Origin of the sequence: Glaciihabitans tibetensis, from assembly GCF_003003265.1 — a bacterium.
Taxonomy (GTDB): Bacteria; Actinomycetota; Actinomycetes; order Actinomycetales; family Microbacteriaceae; genus Glaciihabitans; species Glaciihabitans tibetensis.
The window spans coordinates 78,879-90,442 of sequence record NZ_PVTL01000011.1; the positions used below are offsets into that span (position 1 = coordinate 78,879).

General features: G+C 66.2%; 12 protein-coding genes and 1 tRNA gene. 6 read left to right on the forward strand and 7 right to left on the reverse strand.

Going from position 1 to position 11,564, the window contains the following annotated elements; genetic code table 11:
* Positions 1-143: 143 nt before the first annotated feature.
* The 4 genes from B0I08_RS16585 to B0I08_RS16600 all read right to left on the reverse strand — a co-directional run bounded on the left by B0I08_RS16585 (position 144) and on the right by B0I08_RS16600 (position 3,533).
* The gene (locus B0I08_RS16585; RefSeq protein WP_106214889.1) at positions 144-947 is read right to left on the reverse strand and encodes an NAD-dependent epimerase/dehydratase family protein; all 804 of its coding nucleotides are present in this window, start codon (positions 945-947) and stop codon (positions 144-146) included.
* A gap of 27 nt (positions 948-974) precedes the next feature.
* Positions 975-1,565, reverse strand: coding sequence for an aminoacyl-tRNA hydrolase (pth, locus tag B0I08_RS16590; RefSeq protein WP_106214891.1), 591 nt, complete (start codon positions 1,563-1,565; stop codon positions 975-977).
* Positions 1,566-1,607: 42 nt separating this feature from the next.
* The gene (locus B0I08_RS16595) at positions 1,608-2,222 is read right to left on the reverse strand and encodes a 50S ribosomal protein L25/general stress protein Ctc (RefSeq protein WP_106214893.1); all 615 of its coding nucleotides are present in this window, start codon (positions 2,220-2,222) and stop codon (positions 1,608-1,610) included.
* A gap of 261 nt (positions 2,223-2,483) precedes the next feature.
* Positions 2,484-3,533 (reverse strand): D-2-hydroxyacid dehydrogenase, encoded by a 1,050-nt coding sequence (locus B0I08_RS16600; RefSeq protein WP_106214895.1) that lies wholly within the window; start codon positions 3,531-3,533, stop codon positions 2,484-2,486.
* A 146-nt stretch (positions 3,534-3,679) separates the two neighbouring features.
* Between B0I08_RS16600 and gndA the strand changes: the two genes are divergently transcribed.
* The 4 genes from gndA to B0I08_RS16620 all read left to right on the forward strand — a co-directional run bounded on the left by gndA (position 3,680) and on the right by B0I08_RS16620 (position 7,428).
* Positions 3,680-5,134 (forward strand): NADP-dependent phosphogluconate dehydrogenase, encoded by a 1,455-nt coding sequence (gene gndA / locus B0I08_RS16605; RefSeq protein WP_106214897.1) that lies wholly within the window; start codon positions 3,680-3,682, stop codon positions 5,132-5,134.
* Positions 5,135-5,316: 182 nt separating this feature from the next.
* Positions 5,317-6,492, forward strand: a complete 1,176-nt coding sequence (locus B0I08_RS16610) for a zinc-dependent alcohol dehydrogenase (RefSeq protein WP_106214899.1) — start codon at positions 5,317-5,319, stop codon at positions 6,490-6,492.
* A 47-nt stretch (positions 6,493-6,539) separates the two neighbouring features.
* Positions 6,540-6,986 (forward strand): SRPBCC family protein, encoded by a 447-nt coding sequence (locus tag B0I08_RS16615; RefSeq protein ID WP_106214900.1) that lies wholly within the window; start codon positions 6,540-6,542, stop codon positions 6,984-6,986.
* 58 nt (positions 6,987-7,044) lie between these two features.
* The gene (locus B0I08_RS16620; RefSeq protein ID WP_106214902.1) at positions 7,045-7,428 is read left to right on the forward strand and encodes a hypothetical protein; all 384 of its coding nucleotides are present in this window, start codon (positions 7,045-7,047) and stop codon (positions 7,426-7,428) included.
* A 64-nt stretch (positions 7,429-7,492) separates the two neighbouring features.
* On the opposite strand, the gene B0I08_RS16625 is transcribed toward B0I08_RS16620, so the two are convergent.
* From B0I08_RS16625 to B0I08_RS16635, 3 genes are all read right to left on the reverse strand, one after another.
* Entirely contained in the window at positions 7,493-8,467 is a 975-nt protein-coding gene (locus tag B0I08_RS16625; protein ID WP_106214904.1) for a ribose-phosphate diphosphokinase, read from the reverse strand.
* Between the two features lie 71 nt (positions 8,468-8,538).
* A complete protein-coding gene (glmU, locus tag B0I08_RS16630) occupies positions 8,539-9,972 on the reverse strand; it encodes a bifunctional UDP-N-acetylglucosamine diphosphorylase/glucosamine-1-phosphate N-acetyltransferase GlmU (RefSeq protein ID WP_106214906.1) in 1,434 nt (477 codons plus the stop codon).
* Between the two features lie 66 nt (positions 9,973-10,038).
* A tRNA-Gln gene (locus tag B0I08_RS16635) sits at positions 10,039-10,110 on the reverse strand.
* An 83-nt stretch (positions 10,111-10,193) separates the two neighbouring features.
* On the opposite strand from B0I08_RS16635, the gene B0I08_RS16640 reads away from it, so the two are divergent.
* Both B0I08_RS16640 and B0I08_RS16645 read left to right on the forward strand, forming a co-directional pair.
* Positions 10,194-10,784 (forward strand): RBBP9/YdeN family alpha/beta hydrolase, encoded by a 591-nt coding sequence (locus B0I08_RS16640; protein ID WP_106214908.1) that lies wholly within the window; start codon positions 10,194-10,196, stop codon positions 10,782-10,784.
* Between the two features lie 45 nt (positions 10,785-10,829).
* On the forward strand, positions 10,830-11,321 hold the full coding sequence (locus B0I08_RS16645) for a MarR family winged helix-turn-helix transcriptional regulator (RefSeq protein WP_106214910.1): 492 nt from the start codon (positions 10,830-10,832) through the stop codon (positions 11,319-11,321).
* The last annotated feature ends 243 nt before the right edge of the window (positions 11,322-11,564 follow it).

An 11,564-nucleotide genomic window follows, 5' to 3' on the forward strand; every position in this document is an offset into this window, starting at 1 on the left:
CGAACCAACAAGCACCGCCGCTGCGAGCGGCGAACCAACAAGCACCGCCGCTGCGAGCGGCGAACCAACAAGCACCGCCGCTGCGAGCGGCGAACCAACAAGCACAGCCGCTGCGAGCGGCGAACCAACAAGCACCGCCGCTGCTAGCGGCGAACGGCCGTGAAATCGAGGTCGCGAAGCGCCGCGTCCGTGGACAACCGCAGTGACGTGGCGCAGATGATCTGCGAGGCGAACGGCGCGATGGCACGCATGACCGAATCGGCCAGCGCGACGGGCGCGGCGAAACCATCCGAGCGTGCCTGCTCTTCCTGGAGCGCACGCCAGGTGACTGGCTCGTCTGCGGCGATGTTGTACACCGCGCCCGGGGTGCCGTGGTCGAGCGCTCGGATGACCGCCCGCGCGGCATCCTCCACATGGATCACCGGAAGGCTCCCCGACGCACGCCGGGAGATCGGCGGAACCACCCGCGCGTTCGGCCCGTACAGGTGCCCCAGGCGCAACACGATGGCCCCGAACGCGCGGGCCTGCTGCTCGCTGGAGCGGATCGCCCGGAACGCGGGGTCGTTGCGCGTGTCATTCGCCTCGCCGAAGGGGGCGGTTTCCGTGACCGGTCGGTCGCCGTGGTCGCCGAACCCGTACCCGTAGAAAGGACTGGCCGCGACGTAGCGGGACGCGCCGAGCAGCCGGGCGGCGGCGATAAGAGTGCTGGAACCCTCGATCCGCAGGCGACTCACCGGGGCGAGTTCGCGGAATCCGGCGGGCAACTCGGTGCTGGTGCCGAGCAGGTTGACGACGGCGTCGGCCTGGAGCTCGGCGACCGAGCTCAGAAAGCTGGAGCGGTGGGCGGGGTCTGCGTCGGACGTGACCGAGGTGTGTCCGGCATTGCTGAGCGCGGTCAGGAGGCTGGAGCCGAATGCGCCTGAGGCACCGGCGATGAATACGCGCATCCCTCTACGTTAGGTGACGACGTCGGGTCAGGTGACCGCGGTGGTGTGGAAGCGCAGCTGGGCGGCGCTGAGGCCCTCACGGGCGATCTGCTCGACGGCGTCAGCAGCGTCGGCCAGAAGAGAAGGCAGGACCTTGCGTTCTTCGCCAGAGAAATCGCGTAATACGTAGTCGGCGGCGTTCTGACGCCCGGGAGGACGTCCGACCCCGATGCGCACGCGGGTGAAATCCCCGGTGCCGAGGGCCGCGATGATGTCGCGGGTGCCGTTGTGCCCGCCGTGGCCACCGCCGAACTTGATGCGAAGGCTGTCGAACGGGATGTCCAGCTCATCGTGCAACACGATGAGGCGCTCGGGCTCGATCTTGTAGAAGCGCATGAGCGCCGCGACGGGCCCGCCGGAGAGGTTCATAAAACTCGCGGGCTTCGCCAGAACCAGGCGCGGGCCCTCGGTGCCGGTGCGCCCTTCGGCGACCAGCGAGTTGGTGCGGTGGCTGCGGAACGGCGCCGACGCGCGGTCGGCGAGTTCTGCGAGGGCCATTTGGCCCACATTGTGGCGGTTTCCGGCGTAGCCGGGCCCGGGGTTACCGAGCCCGACTACGAGCCACTGATTGTCATCCATTAGAGGATTTCATCACCTGACTGGAGAAAGCGAAATAGCTAATTACTCGGCAGGCGCTGCGGGAGCTTCTTCTGCGGTCTCGGTGGTCTCTTCGGACTCGCCGAGGTCGACTTCGCCCGGGATGACAACGTTGACGATGAGGGTGTCGGGCTCGCTGATCAGTGTCGAACCGGACGGCAGCTCGAGGTCCTTGGCGAAGACCTGGGTGCCCTCCTCGGCGCCCTCGATGTTGAGCACGAGGAACTCGGGGATGTGGGTCGCCTCGGCCTCGATCGAGACCGTGTTCGACTCCTGGTTGGCGACGGTACCGACAGCCGGCTCACCCTCGACGCGCACGGAGATGTCAACGGTGACCTTCTCGCCCTTGCGGACGACGATGAGGTCAAGGTGCTCGATGATCTGGCGTACCGGGTCCTTCTGGACATCCTTGACGAGCGCCAGCTGGCTCTTGCCCTCGATGTCGAGCTCCAGAACCTGGTTCGACTTACGGATGATCAGCGCGACCTCGTGGCCCGGAAGGGTCACGTGCTGCGGCACGGTGCCGTGTCCGTAGATGACGGCGGGGATCTTGTTCAGGGCGCGGATCTTGCGAGCGGCTCCCTTACCAAAAGAGGTACGCAGCTCGGCCGCGAGGTGGTTGTTGCTGTTGTCAGCCATAATTTTCTCCATTGTCGGACCGGCAGGCCCGTTTCATTGGGTTCTCGATGGAACCCTGTTCTGTACTAGAACGTCTGAAATAGAACGTCTCAACTCGAACGCATGTCAGCGTGAGGAAGACCGAAGCCCGCACCACCGCGTCGATAACGGAACCGCCCGTTCGGATGAACGGGGATAATTCCCTCGCCGAAGTTCTGGCCAGAAACAACACGGGAAATGCTGTTTCAAAACCAGTCGCCTAGTCTAGCGCAGAAGGCCCACTCAGTAGAACTCGACCGTGTCGATGCGGTTGATCAACGGTTTACCGTCGAGCAGGCGACCCGCGTTCGTCGCGAACAGTTCGGCGATCAGGCGATCCTCGTTGGGGTGCAGGGCGCTGGTATGCGGGCTGACCAGCACGTTGGGCATCAACCAGAGCGGGCTGTCCGGTGCCAGAGGCTCCTTCGCGAAGACGTCGAGGGCGGCATAACCCACCCGGCCATCCTGAAGCGCCGCGATGAGAGCGACCTCGTCGATGGTGCTCCCCCGCCCGACGTTCACCACCGTGGCCCCCGGCTTGACCCGCGCGAGTACCCCGGCGCTGAGCATCTTCTCCGTCGCTTCTGTTCCGGGCAGTGTCATGATGATCGCGTCTGCGGCGGACGCGACATCCGCCAGCTGCGAAACCGGCACGATTTTCTCGACTCCGGCGGCCTCGACCTCGCGACGGTGAACGCCGATAACCCGAGCGCCGAGGAGTGCCAGTTTTGCGGCAACGGCGCGCCCGATCGAGCCGAGACCAACCACAACGATGGTCTGGTCGGAGATGAGCTCCATGGTCCATCGCGGCTGCCACTCCGAGCGTGCCTGGGCCGCTTGCAGCCGCGGCAGGCTCTTGAGGCCCGCGAGCACGCCGAGCAGCGCGAATTCCGCCAGCGGCTCGGCGTGCACTCCCGCGGACTGCGTGAACGCAATGCGCTGGAGTGCGTCGTCGCTCAGCTTTGCCGCGCGTACCTGCGCGCCGCCCCCGGCCGCGGTGGTGTGCACCCAACGCAGGGTCTGGTTCGCCGCGACGGTGCGCCGCAGTGCTGTCGCCGATTCGTCGGGCAACCCGTAGAGAACGTCGGCACTGTCGACAAGCGCGTCGAACGTTCGCTGCTGCTCCGGAGTGCGCTCGAAAGCGGAATCGCCCTGATGGTCTCCCGGATGGCGCTGCACGGGAAGCAGGTCGTGGTCACGGATCACCTCAACGCGGCTGTCTCGCTCCTCGATGAGAAGGCACAGGTCCTCGTCCAACGGGCTGGCGACGACAACACGCAGTTTTTGACTCATTCCGGCGTACCCCTTCCGTGAAGCACAACCGTACCCGTCGGCGCACCTGTCTGTTTGAGCGGTATCCGGCCGACGCTGGGGCGCACGCCCTAGGCTGTAATTCAGGTCGCGGGTACGCCGCGAGAAACGCAAGGAGAACTTGTTCCATGGCAGAAATCACTCAGCCGTCCGCGAATATTGGCGTCGTCGGCTTGGCCGTAATGGGATCTAACCTCGCTCGCAACCTGGCGAGCCGCGAGGGAAACACCGTCGCGATCTTCAACCGCTCCTACGAAAAAACCGAGACTCTGCTCACCGAGCACCCCGAGGCGGAGTTTGTCCCCGCCAAGACCTACGAGGAATTTGCTGCCTCGCTCCAGAAGCCGCGCACCGCAATCATCATGGTGCAGGCCGGCCGCGGCACCGACGCGGTCATCGACGCACTGACCGAGGTGTTTGAGCCGGGCGACATCATCGTCGACGGCGGCAACGCGCTGTTCACGGACACGATCCGCCGCGAGAAGGCCGTGCGCGAGACCGGCATCAACTTCGTGGGCGCCGGAATTTCCGGCGGCGAGGAAGGCGCCCTGCTCGGCCCGTCGATCATGCCCGGCGGCTCCGCCGAAGCCTGGGAGACCCTCGGACCGATCCTGAAGTCCATCGCCGCGGTCGTCGACGGCGAGCCCTGCGTCACCCACGTCGGCACCGACGGCGCCGGCCACTTCGTCAAGATGATCCACAACGGCATCGAGTACGCCGACATGCAGCTCATCGGCGAGGCCTACGACCTCATCCGCCGCGGCACCGGCAAGTCTCCCGCCGAGATTGCGGACATTTTCACCGAGTGGAACAAGGGCGAACTCGAGAGCTACCTCATCGAGATCACCGCCGAGGTGCTCCGCCAGGTCGACGAAAAAACGGGCAAGCCGCTGGTCGACGTCATACTCGACCAGGCCGGCTCGAAGGGCACCGGAGTCTGGACGGTACAGACCGCACTCGATCTCGGCATCCCGGTCTCCGGTATTGCCGAGGCCGTCTTCGCCCGGTCCGTCTCGTCGAAGCCTGCGCAGCGCGCCGCCGCATCCGCCCTGCCCGGCCCGACGGCATCTCCGGTCGAGAACGTCGACGCCTTCATCGAGGGAGTGCGCCAGGCCCTGTACGCGTCCAAGGTCATCGCCTACTCGCAGGGCTTCGACGCGATTGTCGCGGGAGCCGAGCAGTACAACTGGGACATCAAGAAGGGTGACATCGCGAAGATCTGGCGGGGCGGCTGCATCATCCGCGCCCGGTTCCTCAATCGGATCACCGATGCGTACGCCGAAAACCCCGGACTCGTCTCGCTCGTGACGGCACCGTTCTTCACCGACGTGGTTACCCAGGCGCAGGACTCGTGGCGCAACGTCGTCGCCGACGCCGCGCACGCGGGAATCCCGGCCCCGGTGTTCGCGTCGTCCCTGTCGTACTACGACAGCCTGCGCGCCGACCGTCTGCCCGCGGCTCTCACCCAGGGACAGCGCGACTTCTTTGGAGCGCACACCTACAAGCGTGTCGACATGGAGGGCACCTTCCACACCCTGTGGAGCGGCGACCGCACCGAGATCGAATCGGTCGACAGCCACTAGTCACCTGCCACATGGCGTCGCACAACACGCAACGCCTGGCAACCCCCCAGCACGGTCGGCAAAGTCGACCGGACGCAAAAAAGGCCGCCGTTACCGAGCATCGCGCTCGTAACGGCGGCCTTTTTCGGCTGAAGGGAAAAAACACCCAGCCCACTCCCACGTTGTGCCGGTGAACTTAATTCATGAAAGCACTCACCTGGCAAGGAAAACGTTCCGTTTCAGTCGAGGAAGTTCCGGATCCGGTCATCCAGGAACCAACTGACGTCATCATCCGCATTACCTCGACCGCAATCTGCGGTTCAGACCTGCACCTGTACGAGGTATTCGGCCCGTACCTGAGCGCGGGCGACGTGCTCGGTCACGAGAACATGGGCATCGTCGAAGAGGTCGGCTCGGCCATCACCAAGCTGAGCGTCGGGGACCGCGTGGTCATCCCATTCGTTATTGCCTGTGGCGAGTGCTTCATGTGCACGCGCGGGCTCACCTCGCAGTGCGAGACCACCCAGAACCGTGACCAGGAGTCCGGCGCCTCGCTCTTCGGCTTCTCCGAGCTGTACGGTTCGGTTCCCGGCGGACAGGCAGAACGCCTGCGTGTTCCCCTCGCCGACTTCAACGCGACCAAGGTCGGCCACGAGCTGCCCGACGACCGCTACCTGTTCCTCAGCGACATCCTCCCGACCGCCTGGCAGGGCGTGCAGTACGCCAACCTGCCAGAAGACGGCGTACTCGGCGTGCTGGGCCTCGGGCCCGTCGGCCAGTTCGCTGCCCGCATCGGCAAGTACCTCGGCCACCGCGTCATCGCGGTCGACCCGGTTCCCGAGCGCCGCGCCATGGCCGAGCGCCACGGTATCGAAACGCTCGATCTCACCGACGACGTGCTGCAGAAGCTGCGCGATCTCACGGACGGCCGCGGCCCGGCATCCATCGTCGACGCGGTCGGCATGGAAGCCCACGGAAGCGGAGGTGCGGCATTCGCCCAGGCCGCGGTGGGACTGCTCCCGGACGGCATCGCCAAAAAGCTCCAGAACACCGCAGGGATCGACCGCCTGGCTGCCATGCATCTCGCCTTCGACGCGGTGCAGCGCGGCGGTACCGTCTCGCTCAGCGGCGTCTACGGCGGCGAAGCCGACCCGATGCCGATGAAGTCCCTATTCGACAAGCAGATCACCATCAAGATGGGCCAGTGCAACGTGCAGTCGTGGCGCGACGAGCTGCTGCCCATCGTTGAAGACCCGGCAGACCCGCTGGGCACCATGGACCTCGTCACGCACCGGGTTCCGCTGGACCGTGCTCCCGAGATGTACGAAATCTTCCAGAAGAAGGAAGACGGCTGCATCAAGGTCGTGCTCACGCCGTAGCACTCGCGCCGTAGGCATGCGCGGCGCCGGTAACGCAGAATGGTTTTATGTCGACCAATTACCGGCGCCTGCGCTGCTCGCCCCAGGATGTATTCGATGTTCTCGCGGACGCCTGGCTCTTCCCGTCGTGGGTCGTGGGTGCGTCGCGGATGAGGTCGGTGGATGCCGCGTGGCCAACTCCCGGTTCGAAGCTGCACCACTCGTTCGGAGTGTGGCCCGCGCTGCTCGACGACGAGACCACCATGCTCGAGTGGGACCCGCCGCGACACGCGGTGATGCAGCCCAAGGGGTGGCCGATCGGCGAGGCCCTGGTCACGATCGATGTGAAGCCCCGGGCCGATGGCTGCCTCGTGCGCATCAAGGAGAAAGCGGTGAAGGGTCCGGGCGCGCTGCTCCCCGCCTCGCTGCTGGACCCCCCGCTTTACGCCCGTAACGTCGAAACCCTCAAGCGCCTTGGCTTTCTGGCCGAGGGCCGCGCCGGCAATCACGACTGACGTGCACCACCGACTCGGCTAGAAGTCCCAGGGGGCGGGCCGTGAAAGACTGGGAGCGATGACATTCCAGGACGACGAGCCCGAACTTGCCGGGTACGAACCGACGGACGGGCGCACGCGTCGCGGGCACCGCAATCCGTGGCTCCTGCGTGTTGTCGTGCTGCTCGGGCTCGTGGGACTCGTGCTCCCCGGCATCCTCACCACCATGGCCGTCGGCAATACCACCGCACAGCGGGCCTGCGAGATCTGGGTCGCGTACATGGCCCCCGACTCGCCGTCGTCACAGGCTCGCTTCGAGGTCTTCGGCCCGGGGACGATCGGCTGGGAGTGCTACACGGAGGGCACGTTCGGCGGTGACGCCCACGTGGCATCTCTCGGGCTCATTCCGGGCACGCCGAACATCCCCCGCGTCGGCATCGACGACGGAGTGTCCGAGTCCTGACCGACCCCTACGACAATCGCCGCCGCCCAACGTATCGGGCAGCGGCGAGAACCGAGGCTTCTGGCTACGCCGCGCCGTCGAACATCGAGGTGACGGATCCGTCGTCGAAGACCTCGTAAATCGCGCGGGCGATGAGCGGTGCGATGGGCAGCACCGTCAGGCTCGGGAAGCGCTTCTCCTCGGGCAACGGCAGCGTGTCGGTGACCACAACAGAGTCGATGAAGTCGCCCTGCAGCAGTTCGGTTGCCGGGTCGGAGAAAACCGCGTGGGTGGCCGCAACGATGACCTTGATTGCGCCGGCTGCCTTGAGTGCTTCGGCTGCTTTGGCGATGGTGCGGCCGGTGTCGATGAGGTCATCGACGATGAGGCAGACCCGTCCCTCGACCTGTCCGACGATCTCGTGCACCGAAACCTGGTTGGGCACCAGCGGGTCGCGGCGCTTGTGAATGATGGCCAGGGGCGCCCCGAGCTTGTCACTCCAGATGTCGGCGACGCGCACGCGGCCCATGTCCGGGGAGACCACGGTCAGGGTGCTCGCGTCGAGCTTCTTGAAGTGCTCCAACAGCACCGGCATGGCAAACAGGTGGTCGACGGGGCCGTCGAAGAAGCCCTGGATCTGCGCGGCGTGGAGATCAACGCTCATGATGCGGTCGGCACCGGCGGCCTTGTAGAGGTCAGCGACCAGACGGGCGCTGATCGGCTCGCGCCCGCGGCCCTTTTTATCCTGGCGGGCGTAGGGATAGAACGGGGCGACCACGGTGATGCGCTTGACCGAGGCGCGCTTCAGCGCGTCCACCATGATCAGCTGCTCCATGAACCACTCGTTGATGGGAAAGGTGAGCGACTGGATCACGAAAATGTCGGCGCCGCGCACACTCTCGTCGTACCGGGCGTAGATCTCTCCGTTGGCAAAGGTGCGGGCATCCGTGTGCACCACATCGGTGTCGAGCGCCTCAGCGATGTCCACGGCGAGCTTGGGATATGCCCGACCGGAGACGATGACGAGTCTCTTTTCTCCGGCAACTTTGATCTCGGACACGTATCCCGCTCTCTGCCGGTAGACCGACAATCACTTCTAGAAAGGCCGCCTGCTGGAGCCTCAGTGGGCTGTTACGAGGCCTCTGCCTGGGTGGCCGCGGCAGCTTTCGCCGCGGCAGTTCCCGCACGGTTGGTCTCGACCCAGTCCGTCATATTGCGCTGCGGAGCGACACTGATGGCCAACGCCCCCGCCGGTACGTCCTTGCGGACGACCGTGCCGGCACCGGTATACGCTCCGTCGCCAATTCTAACCGGCGCAACGAAGACGTTGTGCGACCCGGTCCTGACGTGGGAGCCGACGACGGTCCTGGTCTTGTTGACACCGTCGTAGTTCGCCGTGATGGTGCCGGCCCCGACGTTGGACTCCACACCCACCTCGGTGTCTCCGATGTAGCTGAGATGCGGCACCTTGCTTCCGGCGCCGATGTGGGAGTTTTTCGTCTCCACGAAGGTTCCGATTTTGCCGCGCTCGTCGAGGTAGGTGCCCGGGCGAAGATACGCGAACGGCCCGACGCTGGCGTGCGCACCAATGACGGAAAGCGTGGCGTCGGTGCGGCGAACGGTCGCGCCCTCCCCCACCTCGCAGGCGTTAAGGCTGGTGTCCGGCCCGATGATCGCGCCGCGCTCGATGACGGTGGGCCCGATCAGGTGGGTTCCCGGCAGCAGCTCCACGTCTTCACCGACGGTCGCCTGGAGGTCGATCCAGGTGGATGCCGGGTCCACCACGGTCACGCCGGCAAGCTGCCACCCGCGAACGATCCGCCGGTTGAGCTCCACGGCCGCGGCACCCAGTTGCACCCGGTCGTTGATGCCCGCGACGAGCCACGGGTCGCTCACCGGCACCGCCTCGATGCGGCCGCCGCTGGCGCGGATGCCCGCTGCCGCATCGGTGAGGTACATCTCCTTCTGGGCGTTGTCGGTTCCGATGCCCGCGAGTGCGGTGCGCAGGGCGTCTGCCGCAAACACGTAGACGCCGGCGTTGACCTCGGTGACCAGCTTCTGCTCCTCGGTCGCGTCTTTCTGCTCCACGATCGATTCGAAGGCGCCGTCGGCACCGCGCAATACCCGTCCAGCACCCGTCGGGTCGTCGAAAAACGCGCTGAGCATCGTCAGGGCGTTACCGGCGAGGGCATGGCTGCGGAGCAGGCCGCTGAGCGTTGCCGCATCGAGCAACGGGACATCCGCACTGAGAACAACGACGTGCCCGCTGAAGTCGGTCGGGATGCCGCCCAGCCCGGCCTCGACAGCGCGCCCGGTGCCCGGGATCTCATCCTGGTCGACGATGATCGCCTCGGGCAGGATCTCGAGGATCTCGGCGGACACTGTGTCGCGGTCGTGGCGAACCACCGCGACGATGTGTGCCGGGTCCAGCTCGCGTGCGGTGGCCAGAACGTGGCCGACCAGCGGGACCCCGGCGATGCGATGCAGCACCTTAGGCTTGGCCGACTTCATGCGCGTTCCCTGGCCTGCGGCGAGGATTACAACGGCGAGATCGTGATCGGTCATGGAAACTCCTCGGGTAGCGATGCCGCACAAACCGGGCCAACGGCCGACTCTGGGAGTCGGCCATTGCTCCGCCTCCAGGATTCGAACCTAGACCGAACAGCTCCAAAGGCTGACGTGCTGCCATTACACCAAGGCGGATCACACAGTTTCGTGCGGCCTAAGTCTGCCAGATCCCGGCGCCTCCAACCTGCGCCCCGGCTCGGATGCGAAATAATCGTCGGATGATCCATGACACCGCCCCCGCGTTCCTGTTCCTCCACGGCTGGCAGAACCGGCGCGAACCGGGCCAGTGGCACAGCGAGGCCGTTGCCGAGCTCAGATCCCGGGGGTACCGGGTCGAATACCCGCAGCTTCCACAGCCGGACGCGCCCGTTGTCGAGGCGTGGCGGGCAACTGTCGAGGCGAGCCTCGCCGCACTCGCGGCGGGGGAAAGGCCCATCGTTGTGGTGTGCCACAGCCTGGCCTGCCTGTTGTGGCTCGGCGCTCGGCCGGTGGGCGGCGGCGTGGAGCGGGTGCTGCTGGTGGCGCCGCCCGCTCCTCGCGTTCTGCAGGACTCGGTGGTCGCCGCTTTTGGTGCCCTCCCGCTGGCCGTCGCCGCCTCAGACGAAGGCCGCGTGACGATCGTCGCCAGCGACAACGACGAGTACTGCCCGGAGGGTGTCGAGTCCGCGTTCGGGTCACTGGGAGTGCCGCTGGTTGTTCTGCCCGGCCAGGGGCATCTCAACACCGAGGCCGGGTACGGAACCTGGCCATCCGTCGTCGACTGGTGCGAGCGTCCGGAGACGCAGCTGGTCGCACGCACCGCGAGCTAGTAGCCGGTAGCCGCGGCCGATCGGCTCCGGCACCATAATGGGGTCATGCCTGGACACGACGAAGTAGATCGCATCGTCGACGCCTGGGAGCGGGAACGCCCCGATCTCGACTTCACTCCGCTGCAGGTCCTCAGCCGGGTTGCCCGGTTGTCGCGGCACCTCGAGCGCGAGCGACGCCTGGCATTCGCGGCCTCCGACCTGGAGCCGTGGGAGTTCGACGTGCTCGCCGCGCTCCGCCGCGCCGGATCCCCCTACCGGCTCACCCCGAAGGCGCTCTTGCAGCAGACCCTCGTCTCCAGCGGCACCATGACCAATCGCATCGACCGGCTGGTTGAACGCACGCTCGTGGACCGTAGCACCGACCCGAACGACGGCCGCGGCATCCTGGTCAGAATGACAGAACGCGGACGGGAACGGGTGGATGCGGCGATCAGCACGCTGCTGCGGGCCGAGAGCGACCTGCTCGAAGGGCTGAGCGCCGCCGACCAGGATCGCCTCGCCGGCCTGCTGCGCAAGCTGAGCCTCGACTTCGACTGAGCGACCACTCCGGCTCGTCCCGCCCGGCGCCATCCCGTCCGGCGGACAGCTGAAGATCCAGCGCCGCTACCGAACGGCCACGTGTCGACCCACCACCGCCGCCGAACGGCCACTTGTCGACCCGGTTCTCTGATTCAGCTCACCCAGGCGGGCGTTGTCAAGCTGTGTGGAGTCAGTGGGGTTAGTTGGTGCCGGTTTTTTCGGGGAGATGGTTGATTCCGACGATGCCGGCGGGTGCGGGTG